At 54.7% G+C, this 21167-nt stretch carries 22 protein-coding genes and 1 pseudogene; 13 read left to right on the top strand and 10 right to left on the bottom strand.

Annotated elements, in window-relative coordinates; genetic code table 11:
* Positions 1–160: 160 nt before the first annotated feature.
* From ilvB to IQ265_RS26440, 3 genes are all read left to right on the top strand, one after another.
* Complete coding sequence (gene ilvB / locus IQ265_RS26450) at positions 161–2011, top strand: biosynthetic-type acetolactate synthase large subunit (protein WP_194059213.1); 1851 nt, start codon at positions 161–163, stop codon at positions 2009–2011.
* 268 nt (positions 2012–2279) lie between these two features.
* Complete coding sequence (locus IQ265_RS26445; protein WP_194059203.1) at positions 2280–2636, top strand: hypothetical protein; 357 nt, start codon at positions 2280–2282, stop codon at positions 2634–2636.
* Between the two features lie 33 nt (positions 2637–2669).
* On the top strand, positions 2670–4574 hold the full coding sequence (locus IQ265_RS26440; protein ID WP_194059201.1) for a penicillin-binding protein 2: 1905 nt from the start codon (positions 2670–2672) through the stop codon (positions 4572–4574).
* A gap of 147 nt (positions 4575–4721) precedes the next feature.
* Here IQ265_RS26440 and IQ265_RS26435 read toward each other — a convergent pair whose 3' ends face one another.
* Positions 4722–5654: a zinc ABC transporter substrate-binding protein gene (locus tag IQ265_RS26435; RefSeq protein ID WP_347405025.1), complete on the bottom strand. Its 933-nt coding sequence runs from the start codon at positions 5652–5654 to the stop codon at positions 4722–4724.
* A 249-nt stretch (positions 5655–5903) separates the two neighbouring features.
* On the opposite strand from IQ265_RS26435, the gene IQ265_RS26430 reads away from it, so the two are divergent.
* From IQ265_RS26430 to IQ265_RS26405, 7 genes and pseudogenes are all read left to right on the top strand, one after another.
* Positions 5904–6644 (top strand): metal ABC transporter ATP-binding protein, encoded by a 741-nt coding sequence (locus IQ265_RS26430; protein ID WP_194059190.1) that lies wholly within the window; start codon positions 5904–5906, stop codon positions 6642–6644.
* Positions 6634–7545 carry a metal ABC transporter permease gene (locus tag IQ265_RS26425; RefSeq protein ID WP_194059188.1) on the top strand — a complete coding sequence of 304 codons (912 nt, stop codon included), beginning with the start codon at positions 6634–6636 and terminating at the stop codon, positions 7543–7545. Before IQ265_RS26430 ends, IQ265_RS26425 begins: the two co-directional genes overlap by 11 nt.
* A 103-nt stretch (positions 7546–7648) precedes the next feature.
* Positions 7649–8242 carry a Uma2 family endonuclease gene (locus IQ265_RS26420; RefSeq protein WP_194059186.1) on the top strand — a complete coding sequence of 198 codons (594 nt, stop codon included), beginning with the start codon at positions 7649–7651 and terminating at the stop codon, positions 8240–8242.
* A 6-nt stretch (positions 8243–8248) separates the two neighbouring features.
* Positions 8249–8830 (top strand): Uma2 family endonuclease, encoded by a 582-nt coding sequence (locus IQ265_RS26415; RefSeq protein WP_194059184.1) that lies wholly within the window; start codon positions 8249–8251, stop codon positions 8828–8830.
* Positions 8831–8864: 34 nt separating this feature from the next.
* Entirely contained in the window at positions 8865–9113 is a 249-nt protein-coding gene (locus IQ265_RS26410; RefSeq protein ID WP_194059182.1) for a UPF0175 family protein, read from the top strand.
* Positions 9110–9226, top strand: a pseudogene (locus IQ265_RS30935) (DUF3368 domain-containing protein); the annotation flags it as partial. The gene IQ265_RS26410 and the pseudogene IQ265_RS30935, both read left to right, overlap by 4 nt.
* A gap of 32 nt (positions 9227–9258) precedes the next feature.
* The gene (locus tag IQ265_RS26405; RefSeq protein WP_194059180.1) at positions 9259–10095 is read left to right on the top strand and encodes a hypothetical protein; all 837 of its coding nucleotides are present in this window, start codon (positions 9259–9261) and stop codon (positions 10093–10095) included.
* Between the two features lie 98 nt (positions 10096–10193).
* Here the strand turns inward: IQ265_RS26405 and IQ265_RS26400 are convergent, their stop codons facing one another.
* Positions 10194–12104 carry a fumarate reductase/succinate dehydrogenase flavoprotein subunit gene (locus IQ265_RS26400; protein WP_194059178.1) on the bottom strand — a complete coding sequence of 637 codons (1911 nt, stop codon included), beginning with the start codon at positions 12102–12104 and terminating at the stop codon, positions 10194–10196.
* 304 nt (positions 12105–12408) lie between these two features.
* Between IQ265_RS26400 and IQ265_RS26395 the strand changes: the two genes are divergently transcribed.
* Both IQ265_RS26395 and IQ265_RS26390 read left to right on the top strand, forming a co-directional pair.
* The gene (locus tag IQ265_RS26395) at positions 12409–13161 is read left to right on the top strand and encodes a red chlorophyll catabolite reductase (RefSeq protein ID WP_194059176.1); all 753 of its coding nucleotides are present in this window, start codon (positions 12409–12411) and stop codon (positions 13159–13161) included.
* Positions 13154–14068: an NmrA/HSCARG family protein gene (locus IQ265_RS26390; protein ID WP_194059175.1), complete on the top strand. Its 915-nt coding sequence runs from the start codon at positions 13154–13156 to the stop codon at positions 14066–14068. The genes IQ265_RS26395 and IQ265_RS26390 overlap by 8 nt, the downstream gene beginning before the upstream one ends.
* Positions 14069–14447: 379 nt before the next feature.
* Here the strand turns inward: IQ265_RS26390 and IQ265_RS26385 are convergent, their stop codons facing one another.
* The 5 genes from IQ265_RS26385 to IQ265_RS26365 all read right to left on the bottom strand — a co-directional run bounded on the left by IQ265_RS26385 (position 14448) and on the right by IQ265_RS26365 (position 17117).
* On the bottom strand, positions 14448–14840 hold the full coding sequence (locus IQ265_RS26385; protein WP_194059174.1) for a GFA family protein: 393 nt from the start codon (positions 14838–14840) through the stop codon (positions 14448–14450).
* 31 nt (positions 14841–14871) lie between these two features.
* The gene (locus IQ265_RS26380; RefSeq protein WP_194059173.1) at positions 14872–15327 is read right to left on the bottom strand and encodes a PIN domain-containing protein; all 456 of its coding nucleotides are present in this window, start codon (positions 15325–15327) and stop codon (positions 14872–14874) included.
* A complete protein-coding gene (locus IQ265_RS26375; RefSeq protein WP_194059172.1) occupies positions 15321–15605 on the bottom strand; it encodes a hypothetical protein in 285 nt (94 codons plus the stop codon). Before IQ265_RS26375 ends, IQ265_RS26380 begins: the two co-directional genes overlap by 7 nt.
* A 307-nt stretch (positions 15606–15912) precedes the next feature.
* On the bottom strand, positions 15913–16266 hold the full coding sequence (locus IQ265_RS26370) for a hypothetical protein (protein ID WP_194059171.1): 354 nt from the start codon (positions 16264–16266) through the stop codon (positions 15913–15915).
* 206 nt (positions 16267–16472) lie between these two features.
* Positions 16473–17117, bottom strand: coding sequence for a DUF4240 domain-containing protein (locus tag IQ265_RS26365; RefSeq protein ID WP_194059170.1), 645 nt, complete (start codon positions 17115–17117; stop codon positions 16473–16475).
* Positions 17118–17547: 430 nt separating this feature from the next.
* Between IQ265_RS26365 and IQ265_RS26360 the strand changes: the two genes are divergently transcribed.
* Positions 17548–17796, top strand: a complete 249-nt coding sequence (locus IQ265_RS26360; protein WP_194059168.1) for a hypothetical protein — start codon at positions 17548–17550, stop codon at positions 17794–17796.
* 224 nt (positions 17797–18020) lie between these two features.
* Here IQ265_RS26360 and IQ265_RS26355 read toward each other — a convergent pair whose 3' ends face one another.
* Genes IQ265_RS26355 through IQ265_RS26345 form a run of 3 tightly spaced genes read right to left on the bottom strand, consistent with a single transcriptional unit; the run spans position 18021 to position 21136 of the window.
* A complete protein-coding gene (locus IQ265_RS26355; protein ID WP_194059166.1) occupies positions 18021–18755 on the bottom strand; it encodes a succinate dehydrogenase cytochrome b subunit in 735 nt (244 codons plus the stop codon).
* Positions 18752–19588: a transglutaminase-like domain-containing protein gene (locus IQ265_RS26350; protein ID WP_194059164.1), complete on the bottom strand. Its 837-nt coding sequence runs from the start codon at positions 19586–19588 to the stop codon at positions 18752–18754. The genes IQ265_RS26355 and IQ265_RS26350 overlap by 4 nt, the downstream gene beginning before the upstream one ends.
* Positions 19589–21136, bottom strand: a complete 1548-nt coding sequence (locus tag IQ265_RS26345; RefSeq protein ID WP_194059162.1) for an FAD-binding oxidoreductase — start codon at positions 21134–21136, stop codon at positions 19589–19591.
* Positions 21137–21167 lie beyond the last annotated feature (31 nt).

The raw sequence follows: 21167 nt of genomic DNA, 5'->3' as shown, positions 1-21167 counted from the left end.
ATGAGGAGAAATGTTCTTCATTTAACAGCATTTAGCAGCACCATTCCTGTAAAGCAGCGGCGGTGAGCCTTTCACTGCCCGTGTGGCCCGAAGGAGAAAATGTTCTGATTTGGTTTTCTCTTAAGCAATGCACCCTAGCCAAACCCAAGCACCCGCCGCTATGACGACTCCCATTGCCGCTCCTAACAGTGTTCTCGTGCGCCGCGCCTCCGGTGCCTTTGCCCTGATCGATAGCCTCAGACGGCACGGGGTAGAACATATTTTTGGGTATCCTGGCGGGGCGATTCTGCCTATTTACGATGAGCTGTACCGGGCTGAGGCGGTAGGGGGCATTAGCCACATTCTGGTGCGCCATGAGCAGGGTGGAGCCCACGCCGCCGATGGCTACGCTCGCGCCACCGGCAAGGTAGGCGTTTGCTTTGGCACCTCTGGCCCCGGTGCTACCAATCTGGTCACGGGTATTGCCACCGCCCAGATGGACTCGGTGCCGATGGTGGTCATCACTGGCCAGGTACCTAGCCATGCGATCGGCAGCGATGCCTTTCAGGAAACCGATATTTTTGGCATTACCCTGCCGCTGGTCAAGCATTCCTACGTGGCTCGCACCCCCGACCAAATTCCTCGAATGGTGGCAGAGGCCTTCTATATTGCTCAGACCGGTCGCCCTGGTCCGGTACTGATCGACATTCCCAAAGACATTGGACTGGCAGAGTTTGACTATGTGCCGGTAGAGCCTGGGCAGATCAACTTGCCCGGCTACAAACCTACGGTTAAGGGTAACCCTCGTCAGGTCAACCCGGCCCTGCGGCTGCTGCGCCAGAGTGAGCGCCCGCTGTTGTACGTGGGCGGCGGCGCGATTACCGCTGGAGCCCACGCCGAGATTCGCCAGCTGGCCGAGTACTTCCAAATTCCGGTGACGACTACGCTGATGGGCAAAGGTGCCTTCAACGAGCACCATCCCCTGGCCCTGGGTATGCTGGGTATGCACGGCACCGCCTACGCCAACTTTGCCGTCAGCGAGTGCGACCTGCTCATCGCGGTCGGTGCCCGCTTTGACGATCGCGTTACCGGTAAGCTTGACGAGTTTGCCTCCCGCGCCCAGGTCATTCATATCGATATTGACCCGGCGGAGGTGGGCAAAAACCGTGCTCCCCAGGTGCCTATTGTGGGCGATGTGAAGCAGGTGCTGGCCACCATGCTCAACCGCCTAGAGGAAGAGAACCAGCCACCGCCCCCCAACCAAACTGCCGCCTGGCGCGATCGCATCGATCGCTGGAAGCGCGACTACCCCCTGGTGGTGCCCACCTACCCCGACGTGCTGTCGCCCCAGGAAGTGATCTCCGAGCTAGCTACCCAGGCCCCCAATGCCTACTACACCACCGATGTGGGGCAGCACCAGATGTGGTCGGCCCAGTTCTTAAAGAATGGCCCCCGCCAGTGGGTATCGAGCGCTGGGCTTGGCACAATGGGCTTTGGGATGCCAGCCGCGATGGGGGTGCAGGTGGCGCTGCCCAACGAAACAGTGATTTGCATCAGCGGCGACGCCAGCTTCCAGATGAACCTGCAAGAGCTAGGTACCCTGGCCCAGTACAACATTCCGGTCAAAACCGTCGTCATCAACAACGGCTGGCAGGGCATGGTGCGCCAGTGGCAGCAGGCCTTCCACGGCGAGCGCTATTCGTCCTCCAACATGGAGGTGGGCATGCCCGATTTTGAGCTGCTAGCTCAGGCCTACGGCATTAAGGGCATGGTGGTGCGCGATCGCAGCGATCTCAGCACCACCGTCGCTACCATGCTGGCCCACAGTGGCCCCGTGCTGCTAGACGTGCGCGTGCGCCGCGATGAGAACTGCTACCCCATGGTCGCCCCCGGCAAGGGCAACCACCAAATGATCGGCTTACCCGAAGTGCACGGCATTGGTATGAGCAACGGAGCGGATCCCTGTGTCAGCTGCGGTCACCAAAATACTTCGACCAGCAATTTCTGCTCAGAATGCGGTACTAAGCTATAGATTGCATAGGCTGAGGCAGTTTTGCCGGGCAATGGCCCAAATTTTTCAGAATGCAGTATCCTGACTTCAGTTTCACTACTGGTGTGGGTCGTCTATGTCTGCTGCGCTGAAATCCTATGTGCCACGTCCGTTGCCATCTCGGACTCGGGCAGCAACAGCCCCCACCTCAGCGCGCCAGAGTTCTGCCGCTCTACCCGCAGAAACCAGACCCGGGGTTTCTGCGCCCGCAATACTGCCGACGGCACCAGGGCTAGACTCTCCTAGCCCTGTGGTGCGGCGGCTGTCTCAGCTGCACCTGGTCTCGTCGGCGCTGGCGGTGTCGCTGGTGTCCCTCACCCTACTCAGCTACGGCACGTCGGTCTATATCAACCGCCAGCTCAACCAGGCCAATCAACGGCTCAATCGACTGCAGCGCAGTGAGCAGCAGCTTACCACCGCCAATGAAGTGCTCAAAAATCACTTAGCTCATCAAGTTGAAGCCCCCGAAATGGGATTTCAACCCCCTCAGCCGGGGAGCGTTATTTTTTTGAAGCCCACGCCCCAGGCAGCCGCTTCAGCTCAGGGGCCGGCTTCGGTAGTCAATCGATTTGCCCTACCCAAGGTAGACGTGCCCCTGGGTTACTAAGCGCTAGCCCATTCTTTACCTACTGCTTGATCCATGGCTAGTTCTGCCTACTCTGCTCGCCGTCGCCGTCGCAAACGAACTCGCCCCCCCGCTGTCGTCGCCTTTAACCCGACGACGACCCGAGTGCGGGTGCTCATAGTGTGGGGGTTGCTGGTGCTTTCGCTAGTGGCGATCGCAGGGCGACTGGCATGGCTACAGCTAGCCCAGAGCGACAATCTCACCAATTTGGCGCAGCAGCAGCGGCTTTTACCCTCCGTGCAACGACAGGTGCGCCACTCAATGATCGATCGCCAGGGCAATGTGCTGGCTGTTGACCAGGTGGTTTACACCCTCTACGCCCACCCCCGCCTCTTTAATCTAACGATGCAGGAGGTGGCTGCCGTTCTCAGTCCCCTCCTTGACACAGCAGAATCTAAGCTACTCAGCCAGTTCAGTCGCCAGCCGACGGGCATTCGTCTTGTAGATGGGCTGAGCGAAGCCACCGTTGACCACATTCGCGCCCTGCGTTTGAATGGGATAGAGCTAGAACCCCAGCAGCAGCGGTTTTACCCTCAGCAGCAGTTGTTTGCTCCCGTTGTAGGGTTTGTCAACGTTGAAGGGCAGCCCCAGGCCGGACTAGAAATTGTCTATCAGGAGCAACTCTCCCTGGCTCCCTCCGTGGCAAAAGCGCCGCAGAACGAGACTGGCGCTGAGAGCGAAACCGGCGCTGCAGAGGTTTACGGCCCCCCATTAGAACTATTAACAGCAGCATCAACGGAGGTTGCTGACTCAGAGGCCAATGGTTTAGAGGCTATTAGTCCAGAGGTCAATGGCTCAGAAGCTAACGCTGTTCTCAACGATCCCTCACTGACTGGCAATGTCAGTCTGCGCCTCACCCTCGATAGTCGCCTCCAGCGAGCGGCTCAGCAGGAGCTGCAGGCCGTAGTCGATCGCCACAGGGCCAAGCGAGGCACCGTCATGGTGATGGATGCCCACAGCGGCGAAATGCTAGCTCTGGCTAGCGTTCCAACCTACGACCCTAACCAGTACTACAAAGCCGATCTCAGCGACCTCAGAAGCTGGGTAATCAGCGATCTCTACGAACCGGGGTCAACCTTTAAACCGATTAATATTGCGATCGCCCTCGAAGCTGAGCTAATTACGCCCGGCGAAGTGGTCAACGACAGTGGCCAGATGCAGTTTGGCGAGTGGAAAATCAGAAACCACGACTACGCCACCGCGGGCGGGCGTGGGCCAATTTCGATCACTGACGTGCTGAAGTATTCCAGCAACGTCGGTATGGTGCGGATTATGCAAAAAATGCCCGCCGCCGACTACTATACCTGGCTCCAGCGCCTTGGCCTCGACCAACCCAGCGGCATCGATTTGCCCGCCGAAGCCGCTGGGCAAATGAAGGATCGCGAGCAATTTGTCAAAAGCAAAGTAGAGTCGGCAACGACGGCTTTTGGTCAGGGCTTCTCGCTGTCGCCCATTAAAATGATGCAGCTGCAGGCCACCCTAGCAAACGGCGGTAAGCTCGTTACCCCCCATCTGGTCAGCGGGATGGTCACCGCCGAGGGAGAAGAGGTTTGGGCTCCAGGCCTGCCCGAGCCCAAGACGATTTTTTCGCCCCAAACCACGCAGCAGGTACTCGACATGATGGAAGCCGTGGTGGATACCGGCACCGGCAGCCCGGCCAAGCTGCCTGGCTATCGTGTGGGGGGCAAGACCGGGACCGCGCAAAAGGCGGCGGCTTCCGGCGGCTATGGCCGGGGCCGAGTAACCAGCTTTGTCGGCATTCTGCCCATTGACGCGCCCCGCTACGTGGTGCTGGCCGTAATCGACGAACCCCAGGGCGATGACGCCTACGGCTCGACCGTAGCGGCTCCCCTGGTGAAAAAGGTGACTGAAGCCCTGGTCGTGCTAGAAGGCCTGCCCCCCTCGGCACCTAAGCCTTAGGGCTGTTATCAATTTCGGCTAAAGTCCTGAGGCCATCAGCATTGCCACGCCCGACTCAAACAGTGGGCTCAGGGCTATAACTCCTGATTTTTGAAGCATCAGCGGCTAATTGATAACGGCTCCTAAAATCCCAGGCGAATCTGGGCCTTAGAATTCTGGCTCCGCTACTGTGCCACCCAGACTTTCGACAATGGCCCGAGTGTTGGCGGCCATCATTTTTAGATAGGTATCACCGTCGCTGCCGGGCGCGCCAATGGAGTCAGAATAGAGCTGAGCCGGAGCCAGAGTAACACCGGCTTCGTTGGCCACCGTAGTAATCAGCCGGGGGTTAATGGTGGTTTCGGCAAAAATAGCGGGCACTCTCAGCCCCTGAATAGACGTCACTAGCTCCTGCACGGTGCGGGCGCTGGGCTGCTCCTCGGTGCTGAGACCGATTAGGGTGCCTACCACCGTCAGACCGTAGGCACGGGCGTAGTACTGAAAGGCGTCGTGGGTAGTCACCAGCTGCCGCTGGTCGGCAGGAATGGTGGCCGTTTGTGCCTCAATCCAGGCGTGCAGTTGGTTCAGTTCGTCAATATAGGCGGCGGCGTTTTGGGTAAACAGGGCCTCCTGCTCGGGGGCCACCTCAATCAGCTGATCGCGAATGGCTTCGACCATAGGCACCGCATTGCTCACATCGCCCCATACGTGGGGGTCGGGTACGGTGCTATTGCCTGTTTCTAAATCTAAGGGTGGTACTACTTCGCCAACGGCAAACTGGCGGGCGTTGACCCCAGCAGCATTGAGCAAACGAATCAAATTGGGCTCTAGATTGTAGCCGTTGTAGAGAATCAGATCGGCTTGTTCAAAGGCAATGCTGTCGGCGGGTACGGGTTCGTAAACGTGGGGATCGGCACCGGGCTGCAAAATGCTGGTCAGCTCAATTTGGTCACCGCCCACTTCGGTAGCCCAGTCAGCAATCAGGGTGCTGGTGGCGACGACGGCGGGGCGATCGTCTGGGGCATTGGCACTATCGGGAGCAGATGTCTCTCTTCCGGTCGCATTGCAGCCCGCTAATCCTAACCCTGCGGCAAATACCACAGCTGCTAGGCTTGCATACCTTGGAACTATAGTAATCCGTTGCATAGACTGCATTTCATATTCCTTTCATTTTTACGATACAATACATTTCATAATCATTTCATTTTTGCACTTAGTCGTTCCTGCCCCACTGGTTTGGAATGGCTTAAGACTAGACTCTACAATTCCTGCTGACCCGGAACATCTTCCTCATGCAGGGATAGTGGAAGCCCTGAGACCTAAAACTTAGATCGCGCTGGAACTACTGCTATGGCGACTTCTCCTAAAATCGTTGTTGACCACCTCAGCGTCAACTATCGCGACGTACAGGCTCTGCGAAACGTCAATCTCACCGTTCGGCCGGGTAAGCTGGTGGGCATTTTTGGCCCCAATGGGGCGGGCAAGAGCACGCTCATCAAAGCTATGCTGGGGCTTATGCCGGTGGTGACTGGGCGTGTAACCTATGGCGACAACACCCTGGCCCATCAGCTCGATCGCGTTGCCTACGTGCCTCAGCGATCGCAGATTGACTGGACCTTTCCCGCCACCGTGTGGGACGTGGTGATGATGGGCCGGGTGAAGAAGACCGGCTGGTTTAACCGCTTTTCGGCCAGCAGTCGCCAGATTGCCACAGCAGCACTGGAACGGGTGGGAATGCTGGAGTTTCGCGATCGCCCCATTGGTGCCCTCTCGGGCGGTCAACAGCAGCGGGTGTTTTTGGCCCGCGCCCTGGCCCAGGAGGCGGAGATTTTTTGCTTTGACGAACCCTTTGTGGGCGTTGACCAAAAGACTGAGACGGTGCTGTTCAACATTTTTCGCGAACTGGCCCAAGCCGGCAAAATTGTGATGGTCATCAACCACGACTTAGGCGAGTCGATCACCAACTTTGATCAGCTAATTCTGCTCAACAAGGAGCTGATCGCCGCTGGCCCCCGCGACTGGGTGCTCACCCGCGACAACATGACCCGCGCCTACGGCGGCCACGTGGGCTTCTTTGGCCATGTCGCTTGAGTTAGCTGTGCTTGACTGGTTCTTTGAACCCCTACAGTTTGCCTTTATGCAGCGATCGCTGGCGGTCGCGGTCATGGTGGGCATTATTTGCTCGGTGGTGGGCAGCTACCTGATGGTGCAGCGGTTAGCGCTATTAGGCGACGCCATCAGCCACTCGGTGCTGCCGGGGCTGGCGATCGCCTTTTGGCTGGGGGTCAACATTTTTGTGGGGGCCTTTATCGCCGGGGTGATCAGCACGGTGATTATTGGCTGGATTCACACGCGATCGCCGATTAAAGAAGATGCCGCCATGGGCATTGTGTTTTCGGCCTTCTTTGCGCTGGGCATTACGCTAATTACCACCATTCAAAAGGACAACAAAATCGACCTCAACCACTTTCTGTTTGGCAATATTTTGGGCGTTACCCCTGGGGACGTGCGCGACACGGCTATTATTGCCGTTCTGGTGCTGATTGCTGTTTTTTTGCTCTACAAAGAGCTGCTGTTCTACAGCTTTGACCCCCTCGGTGCCCAGGCGGGCGGCCTACCCACGGGCCTGCTCAACGCTGGGCTGATGGTGCTGATTGCCCTCACCGTGGTGGCCAGCATGAAGGTGGTGGGGGTGATTTTGGTACTGTCGCTACTGATTGCGCCGGGGGCGACAGCCTACCTGCTGGTGCCGCGCCTGCACCAGGTCATGCTGCTGGGGGCCACGATCGGTGTATTCTCTAGCGTCAGCGGCATGTACCTGAGCTACTACGTCAATCTGCCCTCGGGGCCAGCGATCGTGATGGTGGTGTCGGCGCTGTTTGCCCTGTCATTTTTGCTCAGCCCCCAGCATGGGGTACTGGTGGGACCAAGGCGAGGTCGGCCCTGGCAAACGCTACAGGCTCTACTACCCTCCAAAGGCTCCCGCCCGTAGCTGCCCCTGCCTCCTCAAGCACATCGGTAACACTCAGCCTCAACCCCCTAAAATAGATTCATCTCCGCACGGCACGCTGCGCTTCCATTTGTCAGTCTGCACTATGGTTCAGCTCAAGCAACGCTTTCAGAGCTTTGAGGACTACCTGGCCTACGACGATGGGACAGAAAATCTCTATGAGTTATTCAACGGAGAATTAATTGAGGTGCCGCCAGAGTCTGGGTTCAATGTTGAAACGGCGAACTTCCTTTTTGCAGTATTGCTGCCTCTAGTTGGCCATCGTCGCCTTAGAGGACATGGCCTAGAACTGGAGGTGCGCGGTGAGCCAAGAAATCGCTACCCAGATTTGTCGGTCATTTATGAGAATCAGATCGAGCCGCTTAGGCGACGCAACACACTGCGGATTTTGATGGGGCCACCGATGCTGGTGGTAGAGATCGTGAGCCCTGGGGAAGTGCAGCGCAACCGAGACTATATAGCCAAGCGCAGCCAGTATCAAGACTTGGGCATACCTGAATACTGGATTGTGGATCCGCAGACAGCTACCGTTCTGGTTCTGGAGCTGAGGGATGGGGTGTATTGCGAAGCGGTGACGTTTAGCGGTGGAGACGAGCTGCGATCGCTCCAACTGGGTCCGCTGAATATAACAGCTCAAGCCCTGCTTAATGCCGCTAGTTCCCAAACAGAGGATACTTAAGTCGGTATGGTGCAAGCGTCTTCTCTAACTAGCGCTGACCTTTTCCTAAAGCGATGGACGGTTGATGATTACCACCGCATGATTTCTGCTGGAATTTTAACGCCAGACGATCGGGTGGAGCTGTTGGATGGTCAAATTGTTGAAATGGCACCACAAGACCCGCCCCACGCCTCTCGTATTGATGACGGGGGCGATTATCTCAAGACTCTCTTTGCCAACCGAGCTAAGGTGCGGGTGCAGCTACCCATCACCCTAGCCCCAGGGTCGGAGCCGGAGCCTGATTTTGCCATTGTTCGCATTGACGAAAATCGCTATCGCGATCGCCACCCTCAGCCGCAGGATGTGCTGCTGTTGATTGAAGTGGCCGATTCGACGATGAAGCGCGACCGCACCCACAAGGCCCGAATCTACGCCAACGCTGGCATTGGCGAATATTGGATTGTTGACATCAAAAGGCAGCAGCTCGTTGTATTGCAAGACCTCCAAGACGGTTCGTATCAGTCTGAACAAACCTTCACTGAAAACGATCAGATTGCACCACTGCTATTGCCAGATGTTGTAGTAAACCTACGCCACTTGATTCTTTAAAGCCTGTAGTATGCGTTAGAAGGGTTGTTTTGCTATGAGCGTTGTTATTTTAGATAAGTTGGTAAAAGCTTCTCAACTGACTCCAAGCGAATTTCGCCAAGAAATTGCTCTGCACCTATTTCAAACTGGGCGTTTAACCATAGGCTATGCTAGCCAGCTTGCAGAGATGCCGCTTAACGCATTTCGTCAACTGCTCAAGCAACGAAAGATTCCACTCTACGTCTACGATGTTGAGGATTTTAACCTAGATTTGAAAAATTTGAGGGCATTAGGTCGGCTGTGATTGTTATTAGTCACACATCTGTCATCACTAATCTGGCAGCTATCCAACACTTACAGCTTTTAGCTCAGCTTTATGGACAAGTCACTATTCTTGGAATACTCTACCGTGAGCTAACGAAACTGATAAATTCCGTTAGCTCTAATTAATGGCCTTTTTCAACAACTTAACCTTTATGTCAAATCTTGATCATTACGAGTCAAAATCCTCAGGGAAAGCTGGAGAACTAGGTAATTCAGGCGAAATAGCTGCATCGGGAGTGTTACAAATTTTAAGTCTTTTAGCAGCCGTTGCTAGTGGACCTTCGGGCATTGCACTTACGGCTTTCGGTGCAGGTGGCACGGTTTTACTTAGTGCTTGGCAAACAGAGAATCAGAAAAGCTTTCAGAAGCGCATTGAGCAAGAGCTTTCTCAACTGGATCAGGAAAAATTAGATAAAGAAGCACTTCAATCTTCTGAGTTTAAGGAGATAGTTCTGCGTATCTGGAATGAATCTGTTTTGACGGAGTCTTCACTGAAGCAAGAGGCGTTTGCTAAAGGACTGATCAACTCTACCTTATGTCACACAAGCAAATTGAATGGAAAGCTCGCATTTGTTCGTATAGTTTCACAAATGTCAGATGAAGAGTTACAAGTTTTTGCGATAGTGCAAAACGCTTGGAAGGAAAATGTACTAGCTTTTGGACAAGAGTTTATTCGGGAAGCGCTTCCAGGCATGGACATGCAAGATGTTCAATTGGCATGTGAGGGCCTGAAGCAAAGTCGTGTTCTAGATGCTAATAATTCTGATATTTTTCGATTAAGCTTGCTTGGAATAAAGTTGGCTTCCTGGCTTAATAATAAAGGGGAATATAAAAATATTGAAGAGCTTCAGACTTTGCAGGCGCAACAAATAGAGGGTAAATTAGAGGCAAGGATGAGAAAAATAATCATGCAAGATAAAGATCAAGAGCTCAGGAGAAAGCTTCGGAATCTTGGTATGTGAAATTTATAGAAATCTATCTATTCGTCCGGCACTATGTACACGCTGCTGACTAAAGCTAAAGCCCTTGGAATCATTGCTTCCAAGGGCTGTGGTATGACTCATTTATAGCTCCGCTGGGTGAGCTGCACGTTTTCAAAGTCGAGAGTTTCGCGGTGCAGCTGGGGCGATCGCCTATCTCCCCCGTACTCCCACGCTGCGACAAAGGCGAAGTGCTTATCGTCGCGCTTGGCTTCGCCGTCGGGGGTTTGATACTCTTCGCGAAAGTGCCCGCCGCAGGACTCTTCGCGCTGCAGGGCGTCTCGTGCCATCAGCTCACCCAGGTCGATAAAGTCGGACACACGCCCGGCGAACTCCAGGTTTTTGTTCAGGGTATTGGCCTCGCCGGGAAGTTTGAGGTTTTGCCAGAACTCGGTCCGCAGGTCCTGAATTTGGGCGATCGCACTCTCCAACCCCTCCCGGTTCCGCGCCATCCCCACGTAATCCCATACAATGCGGCCCAGCTCGCGGTGAAACTCCATTACCGTCTTGCTGCCCCCAATGCTCAGCAGCTTGGTGATCCGGGCCTTAGCAGTGGCCTCTGCCTCTCCAAAGGCATCGTCGTCGGTGGTCACGGTGGGCAAAGACTGCCCCGCAATGTAGTCGCCCAGCGTGTAGGGAATCACAAAGTAGCCATCCGCCAGGCCCTGCATCAGCGCGCTGGCCCCTAACCGATTCGCACCGTGGTCAGAGAAATTCGCCTCGCCCAGCACAAACAAACCGGGGATTGTGCTCATCAGGTGGTAGTCAACCCAGAGGCCACCCATGGTGTAGTGCACAGCGGGGTAGATGCGCATCGGCGTTTCGTAGGGGTTCTCGCCCGATATCCGCTGGTACATGTCGAACAGGTTGCCGTAGCGGGCGGCAATGGTATCGCGGCCCTGCTGGGCGATCGCATCCCGAAAATCTAAATACACCGCCAGCCCCGTTTCGCCTACGCCGCGACCCTCATCGGTCATCGCCTTGGCATTGCGCGAGGCTACATCGCGGGGTACCAGGTTGCCAAAGGCTGGGTAGCGGGTTTCTAAGTAATAGTCGCGCTCCCCATCGGGAATGTCGTCGGAATGGCGAGTATCCCCTGGTTTCAGCGGCACCCACACCCGCCCATCGTTGCGCAGGCCCTCACTCATCAGCGTCAGCTTCGACTGATAATCGCCCGACACCGGAATGCAGGTGGGGTGAATCTGCGTATAGCAGGGGTTGGCAAAGTAGGCTCCCCGCCGATGGCAACGCCAGGCCGCCGTCACGTTAGAGTTCTTCGCATTGGTCGAGAGGTAATACACATTGCCGTAGCCCCCGGTGCACAGCAGCACCGCATCCCCGGCGTAGCGCTCCAGCTCCCCTGTCACCAGGTTGCGCACCACAATGCCCCGCGCCTTGCCGTCAGCCACCACCAGCTCCAGCATTTCGCGGCGAGCATAGACTTCAATCTTGCCCGTCTGCACCATACGCATCATGGCGCTGTAGGCCCCGAGCAGCAGCTGCTGCCCCGTCTGCCCCCTGGCGTAGAACGTGCGCGACACCTGGGCCCCGCCAAAGGAGCGGTTGTCGAGCAGTCCGCCATATTCCCGCGCGAAGGGCACGCCCTGGGCCACACACTGGTCGATAATGCTGCTGCTGATTTCCGCTAGCCGATGCACATTGGCCTCGCGCGAGCGGTAGTCGCCGCCTTTGATCGTGTCGTAAAACAACCGCCATACGCTGTCGCCATCGTTGGGGTAATTCTTCGTCGCGTTGATGCCCCCCTGGGCGGCAATGCTATGGGCGCGGCGCGGCGAGTCTTGAATGCAAAAGCTTTTGACGTTGTAGCCCAGCTCGGCCAGGGTCGCCGCCGCCGAGGCCCCCGCTAGCCCGGTGCCGACGACGAGAACGGTGTGCTTGGCCTTGTTTTTGGGACTGACCAGGCGACAGTGGTCTTTGAAGTCGCTCCATTTTTGGTTCAGCGGACCAGCGGGAATGCGGGGGTCAAGCATGGGGAAGATGAGGCGCGGTGTGTGCCTCTATTTTAGATCTGTCAGCTCATTCACGCTTTGCCGCAGCTGCGTCTGACAGTTCACCGTTGTGCAGCGCAGACTAACTGAACGCAAGTTCTAATTATTCTGTTATGTCTTGCGTCTAGAAAATCTTCGCCTAGAAAATATTATGCAGCGGCGATCGCGCCCTCTTTTGCAAGCCTAAACCCAGAAAAGCTTAGTTTGTAGATTTGCATTACAAATTTGCTCAATACCTGACCTGCAAAACCACAATTTGACAAGTAGTTAACCCTCTAAAGCAGGAATGACTTCTCAAGTAGATCTAGACCATGCTGCCCTATTTGCACAACTGCAAGGTATTTTGAGTGGCTTACAAACAGAAGTAACCCAAGAACTGGCAGCTTTTTCTCAGCCACATCAACCACTGCAAAGCTTTAGCAGCGCTGACGGCAAGGTGACAGGCTCACTTCTGACCTTCACGGGAGAAGAGCTAGATTGGCTGGTCTACTCGTGGTTTAATGCCGCTCAAATGAAATTTGGCACTGTGCGCCTTACCCTTTGGCTAGGTCCATCGATTCAGGTGCCTCACCTGGCCGTTGAATTTGGCACCAAGCCCGAGCTCTTCTTTTACATCGACTATATCCCTAGAGTTGATTTGTGGGCTGAATTAAGCTACACAGAACACTACTATGAACCGTTGAATGCAACTTATATGACGTTGCGGGAGAACCCTAATTTGTCTTTGTTTGTAAGCAAGGCGCTATATATTAGACAGCTACAGTCCCCAACGCCGCTTTGCTTTACGTGCCCTGCAACCCAGGACTCTCTCTCATTGATTGAACATACCGCTCAAGAAATGTGTTCTCGCTGGCTCAGCTGGGTTAAGCAGGCAGAATCCGTCCCCGTAGAGCGCCAATCTGCATTGGCAAAACGGGATTTATTGATGCGAAAAACCGTTGCCGAACGTGATCCAGGCAATGCTACGGCCACGCAGATTTTTGGGGCAGAGCTAGCAGATCAGCTGATTCGCGCGTTGTGGAGCAAGGACTATGGGTAGTGCAGAAATAGCGATCGGTAAAGTGCTACTCATCGGTGTAACTGGAGGAACGGGCAGCAATGCTGTTAAAGGGTTGCTCGAACAAAAGGTAACTGACCTTCGTGCCATTACCCGCAAAATCGACCTTGAGCGTCCTTCCCTATCCAAACTACATAACAGCGGTGTCGAGCTAGTTGAAGCCGATCTTGACGATGAGTCTTCACTGAAAGCCGCTTTTGCAGGTGTTTCGGCTGTTTACTGTCACGCATTGGCTCCAGATTTGGCTAAGCCTGACCCCCAGGAAGTGGTAAGGGCACAGCGAATTGCCCAAGCCGCTAAGCAAGCCAACGTTAACCACGTTGTCTATAATTCTGCGGGAGGAGCCGATCGCAAGTCTGGTATTGCTCACATTGAGCAAAAGTATCGAGTAGAGCAAATTCTCAAACAGGCAAATTTGCCCACAACGATGCTGCGTGCTTGTTTATTTATGGAGGAATTCTGGAAGCCTTACACTCGCCCGTCTATTCTCAAAGGGTCTTTTTCTTTCGCGGTTCAACCCGATAGGCCACTCCATTTAATTACAACAAAAGATATGGGACGAGTGGCTGCGTATGTGATGCAGCACCGTTCGGAGTATGTCGGCAAAGATATTGAGCTGGCTGGAGATGTGTTAACCCCCAAACAAATGGCGGCAGCATTTGCTAATGCCCAGGGAAGCTCTGTGGCTTACAAAGAAGTACCGCCCTGGATTTTCTTGCTTTTGTTTCGCAAGTCGCTGTTTGATTTAATTCAGTGGTATCGCAAGCAGGGCTATCAGGCGGATGTTTCTGCTTTGAGAGCAGAGTTTCCTGGCCTGCTAACTACGTTTGCTGATTTTTTAGAAGAAACCCGTTGGGCAAACCCAGAGTTGACGTACCAGGATTTATAAACATTCGTTCAGGAATTTGCAGGGTGAGGGGCGTCGTTCGAACGTAATCGCGCAGCTGCTGGTTGAGAATAGCAACAATTAGATCGGCAACAATGGCATCTAGCTGGCCGTGCTCAAAGGTTGGCATCTTGAGAGTCAGGTATCTGTTGGCATATTTAAGTCGCGGAGTACTGTAGACATCCCTGCTCGCTGCTAGCTGCTGGTACTCTGCCCAACTCATTGGGATAGTCGCCACTGAGCCATTGGGTAAAGACTTGACAGGCGCGATCGCAATCATACCTCTGCACCAAAGCCGTTCTATGGCATTGATTATAGGCTGCCGGTCAGCGGCTCGATGACCGCCGCTGGGCCTTTGGAGATGGAGGTCTTATCGTGCAACCTACGTTTCAATCGGGCTAGTGGCGTCGCGATCGCGCTCATATCGCTTTGCCAGCGGAAACGGCGGCAGCCAAGACTCGCGACGGATAGTCCAGTTTTCGTAGGTTGGCATCAGTTGGTCAGGGGCATCTAGGCAGCCCAGGTGCACTTCGATTTCGTCTGCGGCACGCGCAAAAACGGATGAGCCACAGCGAGGGCAGAAAAACCGCCCGTTATAGTCGCGGGTTTCGCCACTGATGGTGACTGCATCTTGAGGAAAGATCGCGGCAGCGTAAAAAAGGGCTCCATGATGCTTGCGGCAGTCAAGACAGTGACAAAGGCCAACCCGATTTGGCGGCCCTGTAGCCACAAGTCGGACGTTGCCGCACAGGCAACCGCCAGTGAATTGCTCCATACTGCATTTCCTAAGAGGTATTAAGTAGCGATTAAGTCGGAAGAATGTTTTGCCATAAGTCGGCTGCAATAAACCTCGACAGATGCCCCACGTTAGTTGTAGCAATCACCACATCTGAGCCTCCCAGAGCCTTAGCTTGAGCAATCAGAATCATGTCACCATCAATGGTTTTGTCCCCTGCCGTTGGCTGTCCCTGTTGTCGCGCCTGTGCCCACAGTTCAGCTGCCTGCCGCATTGAGGCCGTAGTAATCGGCAAATACTCAAGTCGTTGACACAAGCTATCTAGGCGAGTAAGGCCCTTCTTTTTGTTGGCTCGCAATAACTCGCGGCGCACCTCATAATCAGCAATTTCCGGAACGATTATGTGATTATCCAACTTGAGATGAGACTGAAGCCACTGGTTACAAGCAATACCTTGGGAAGAGAGCTTAGGATTGGTAACCAGGCCGATTGGTCCTGTATCCAATACAATTAAGCGCCTTACCATGTAACCCCTTTCATCTCAAGCGGGAATAACTTGCGGTCAGAGAGCCGATCTTCGTCCAGCACCTGAACCAAGTACTCACCTGTCTCCTGTTGCTCTTCAACATCCTCATCGTCAAGCCAGGACTGGAGCATATCAACGGCTTCAGTGTGTTTTTGCCTGAGTTGAAGCGAGTTAGCCAAAAGCTGTAGGGTCATGGCTTCAACCGATAGACCTTGCTGCTCGGCTTCTTGCAAGAGGTACTGCTCTAGTTCGGGTGGCAAATCTAAGTTCAGAGTCATAAGCCTTGCAAGTTATTTGCTTCTCAATTTTAGCTTCAATGAACTCCAACGGGGCGTTTGCTTATGACCGTGGGTTGGAGATCTTAATGCGAATAAAGTGCGATCGCTGCTCTTTGGTAGGTTAGGTTGACGATAGGAAACCCAACATTACCAACTACCCAAAAGAGAATGATTCAACTGTATAATTTCGCTCCTATTCATACGATCACTGATCTTTGCCAAGTCTATAAATGTTGGGTTTCGCAAACTCAACCCAATCTACGGGGCGGGCAATCGCACTGCGGCTAAAGCTGCCATACCGCGCAGTTCACCGAGTGTAGTAGTTCATGCTGATCTGAACGAGTTGGTCTAGCGAATAGTCATCCAATCGCGTCGAGTTGAACGGCACATCGCGTACCGCCGCAATGTGCCGGAGCTTTGTCCTCAGCGCCTCAGCTAGCTCAGTGCTTCGGTTTTCGGGCGAGTCTGGTAGCACGAGTTGACCCCGGAAACCATCAGGGCTGATGCTAAGGTGCAGCAGGCGTCCTGCGGCGTCATACGCGATATAGTCACCATTCTTAATATCAATTGGCTCAGTGAAGCGTTCGGCTTCCTCCTTCGTCCGAAACACATCAGCACCGCCATCACCGTCTAAGATAATTGGTTCTCGAATAATGCTCATTTAGGCACTGTAGGAGCAAAGTATGACGTAACTGCCCCCTGAGCGGAGCCGAAGGGGACATATTGGAGGGGCTTTGGCTTCGACTCCGCTCAGCCAACGTAGTGCCAGGGACGTTTACAGCATAACGGCCTTGAGATCACCTACCAAGATCGGCTTTGGACGAACCTGATTCAGCGTAGCCTTGGTCGAGTGCAGCGAATTGTTAGCTAGGTTCTAAGCTGTGATTGGGCATCTTGCAACATATCTGAGAATTGCTCTGAAAGCCTACTTCTGTATTGTTTCAGGAGCTTCACGACTTGCTCGAAGTACCCTTTCCGATAAGCATGTACAACTGAAGACAAAGCTCGCTGATAGTTTAGCTCATGTTGCTCTGCAACTTGTTCTAGTGTCAACTCAACAGGGTTCAATTCTGACCAACGTGCTGAATTACAACCAGTTTCATAACTTATGCTAGACACAAATGGCCAATCATCTGCTTTGTTGCCAGTTTTCACTGCCCACGCATTGCTTGCTACGTAAAGGAGAGGCTCATATTCTTGGTCAGGCATCAAAGAGGGATTTTGAAGAACATGATTGTAGAACTCAAGTCCCTTTGCGACAACATAGCACCGACAGTAAAGAAATCCATCACCACTTGTTTGTCCAGATGTGTCGAAAAAATCTTCACCATCAATAGCAAACAAGACTTCGTGTAAATGCTGCTCAAATTCTTCCAACTCTGACAAAGAGAATGATATTAGTACTCTCGCAAGTGGCAAAAGCGCTGCATTTTTCTCTTCCTCTTTACGATCAAGTGCGGCTTTATAAATGGTATTAATAGCAGCCCAGAATTTACCTATGCCAATTGCCATATCAAGCATCCTATGTAAGTTCTGTCTAGCTAACAAGTTAATCGATCGCTCCTGTTTGTCTAATTTCCTCTAAAGGGTAGATAGGCAAATTATCCGCAGTTTAATCCCTCTTAGAGGGTAGATAGGCAGAACTAGTCTGTCTATATGTCGAAGCAGCGTACTATTCTCCACGCTTGACAGGGAGCTTTTGTACCAATACACTCATCCATTAAGCCGTTCGGCCCGAGCGGTGTTTGCACAGAACTCGAAAACTTTGGCGCTGCCGGAAGGTGCTCGCAACACCAACCGACAGCTAACCCCGCAAATCTAACCAGCAGATTGCGAGGCTAGGCTCATGGTACCCTAGCCCCCTCAGTTTGCACGGCAAGCGCGGGTGGCTAGGGTTTTCGCGTTCTGTTTCTTCCGTACCCACTACAAGGAAACAGAGCCGATGTTTGAATATCTTGAGCCTGACGCATCTGGTGCGTCAAATCTTCCACCTGCCAATTTCAGCAAGCCCCAACCGCGTCAAGAGCGGGTGCGTCACATGCTCTACGGCAGCCTAGCAGGCATCGATCGCACCATCAAAATCCTCCACGCCCTGGGCTACGCCGACCCCAACGACTGGTCAGAGCCCATGCCCACCGACCAGCCCAACCAGTGGATGGCGATACTGACCAAGATCCTGCTGATTGAGTAGGTTCTCTGCAAGAAACCGGGTGCCTATTGCTTGTCCCAATATTGGGCTACAAGCAGCAGACACCCGGTTTCTAATTGCAAACTGGCATAGCTGTGAAGCTTACAGCACCTTCAACTTATTAAATACAGCCCTCAATTCATCAAACTGGCACAGCAGTATGGGGATTTCTGGGTTCTGCTAACGCTTCAGCCAACCTACTTGCGCTGGTTCAGGTGCGATCGCCCCTAGCCCACCCAACCTAAATAGATCGCCCAGGGCAGCAGCAAAAAGCCTGCCGCAATGCCAACACCCACCACCGCACTCGTGCCGTAGGCCAGAGGCCGAATCTCTCGATTTAATAGCCCGATCGATTGCAGCGCACTCCAAAACCCGTGGCGCAGGTGAGAGGCCAGCAGCCCCAAAATAACCGTATAGCCCACCACGTAGGGCCACTCATTAAACTTTTCAATCACCAACCGGGCCAGGTCGCGCACGGTATCGCCGCCTAGCTCAGTCGGGTAGTAGGTGCCAAACCTAAACGTTCGTAGGTGAATGACTAAAAATACCGCCAGCGCCAGGCCAGTGATGATCATCGTGCGCGAGCTGAGCGTTTGATAGCTGGCCCCCCCCGCCGACTGGTAGGCGCTGTAGCCCTCGGGGCGGGCCTGCCGCCGCCGCCAAAAAATCTCGATGCCAACCCAGGCGTGCAGCAGCACGATCGCCGCTAGCGCCAGCTCAAAGGCGTAGTAGACAACGTGAAAGTTACTCACCAGCAGGGCGTAGGCATTGTAGGCATCTCGGCCCACAAACAGCAGCAGATTACCCGCCATATGCACCAGCACAAACGTCACCAGCGCCAGCCCCGTGAATCCGGTGATCAGTTTTTTGCCGATCGACGAGCGATAGAACGTCAGCAGCGGTGAGGCCGAGGGCGGCGGAGTTTCGGCCTGGTTGTTAGGGGCTTTAAGGGTGTTGGTCATGGTTCATCCTGCACGCTCTCGATTTGTTCGATGACCCGGCGAATTTCAAAGGCATCGGGGGCATCGGGGTGCTCAAATAGGTAGCGCTCCAGGTCGCGCTGGGCGTTGTCAAGCTGCCCCTGCTGGTAGTGAATCAGGCCGCGATCGCGCCATTCGTTTGCCGCTTTGGGGTGAATCAGCAAAATGCGGTTAATGGCATCGAGCGCCTTGGGTACATCTCTATTTTGCAAGTAAATCATCTTTAGGTTGGTCAGCATCCGCACCAGAAAGGTGGCCGGGGTGATCGGGGCCAGGTGCTGCGGTTCGAGCTGGGCGGCATCGCCAAACATTTGCTTGAGGCGATCGCGGCAGTCTTGCTCAAACAAAATCTCGCCCCGGTGAAAGGGGTCAACAAAAATATCCATGTCATCCACCGTGGGGCGAATGAGAAAATGCCCCGGCATGCTCACCCCCACCATGGGGAAGCCAATTCGGCGGGCCAGCTCCAGATACACCAGCGACAGGGTAATAGGAATGCCCACCCGGCGCTCCAGCACCTCGTTGAGAAAGCTGTTGCGCGGGTCGTAGTAGTCAACACTGTTGCCACGAAAATTTAGCTCACTAAACAGGTAGTCGTTGATGGCGCGAATAATTTTGAGCGGGTAGGGGGCCTCAGGCAGGCGCTGGCTCAGGGTATCGGCCATGCGATCGAGCATGGCCAGGTAGTCGTCAACCACCAGGTAGGGGTAGTCTTCTTGGGCAATGTATAGGGCTGCCCTGGACAAACTCACCTGATCGATCGGCTGCTGCAGCTCTTGATACAGGCGCTCTCGGGGTAGTGCAGAATTGGTCATTTAGGCGTCGTAGTCCTTACCGCTGCCATAGAACAGGCTGTCTCGCCAACGAAGGCTATAGTATCGCTGAACCGGGGGTAGTGACTCAAACACTGGACCCAAGGCCCGAACCAGAGGTTCCAGAGCGCTGTACCCGGCCAGGCTGCCGTAGTGCCCCAGCCAGCTCACCAACGCCCCCACCCCCACCTGAGGAATAATCTTGGCCACCAATTCCGGATAGTTAATCGATGTTACAGCCAGGGTTTTGGCCAGGGCCGAAAACTGCACCACATCCTGCAAAAAAGGTTTGAGGGTGGGTTCGCCTAGCTTGGCCATCGCCGCAAAAATGGATGTTAGCAGGATATTGATGTGCTGCTCAGAGAGGTTTTGATCCACGCCTACGCTCATGGATTTTTGGAACAGCCAGGTCACCGACAGGTTGGGCTGGTAGGGCTGGAGGGCACCCAGGGCGGTGGCACCGAGGCGATCGCATCCCAGTGCCCCATCAATGCCATTCACCAACCGCTCCAGGTGGCGAATCATCGCCCCAAAGCCGCCAAAACTCAGCGGCGACTGGCTGCCGCTGCTGTCGCCCACCGCCAGGGTGCGCCCCCAGGGGTAGCGCAGCGGGCTTTGCTTATAGCAAGGGAAGAAGCCAAACAGCGCCCGCTGCACCCGCAGATCCGACCGGTTCACCTGCTGATACTCTGGCAGCAGGGTCCAGTACTCTTCAAAAAATTCGCTCAGGCTCAGTCGCCGGGGGTCGGCATCCATATAGCTAAACATGTAGGTAGTGCGCCCATCTCGGGCCGGAAACGCCTCCCAAAAGTACTGGCACTGGTGCCGCAGCGGCGTAAATGACACCAGCAAATCGCCCGTGTCGTTTTTGGGATAGCCCTCGGCACAGGTGCCCACCACCAGGCACACCGCATCGGGCTTACTCGCGCCTCGCGCCTGACTTACCAGGGGCGAAAAGTGGCCCATGGCATCGATCAGCAACCGGGTTGTGAAAGGCTGGTCGGCCTTGACCCGCACGCCGTTGGGGTGCACCGAGGCCGAGTCGAAGGCGGTGTGCTCAAACAGCTTGCCCCCGGCTGCTAGAAACTTGGCCTTGAGCCGCTCCAGCAGCCCTCTGGGGTCAACCCCAACGTTGAGCACATCCTCGACCCAGAGCGGGTCGCCCTCGCCAAACTGAATGCGGGCGGGGTTGTACTCCGAGGCGATCGCAGATTCTAATTCCTCTGCCGTTAGCAGGCCCAGCTCCGTCAGCGCCGCCAGTTCTCGCCGCGAAATGTTCCACTCTTGCTCGCGCCCCTGCAACAGGCCGCGCTCAAGAATAGCCACGCGCCAGCCCCGCTGCGCCAGCCCCGCTCCCACCAGCACGCCCAGGGTGCCGCCGCAGATCACCACATCCCACTCTACCGATTCCAGCGGTGTTTCGGCCTGGTGTATGACCTGCTGTGTGGGCAAGTTGCCGGTGCGATAGCGCTGCCACAGGTCGTCAGCCCGCTGAAGCCCTGCTAAAGGGTGACCTGGTAGGCCAGAGAGCATCTGTTCAGTCAGGGTCATGGAATGCGTTGAGGGGTCAGAGAATTTATCG

Origin of the sequence: Nodosilinea sp. LEGE 06152, from assembly GCF_015207525.1 — a bacterium.
Taxonomy (GTDB): domain Bacteria; phylum Cyanobacteriota; class Cyanobacteriia; order Phormidesmidales; family Phormidesmidaceae; genus Nodosilinea.
The sequence above is the reverse complement of the archived record's forward strand: the minus strand, read 5'-3'. Positions and strand labels throughout refer to the sequence as shown.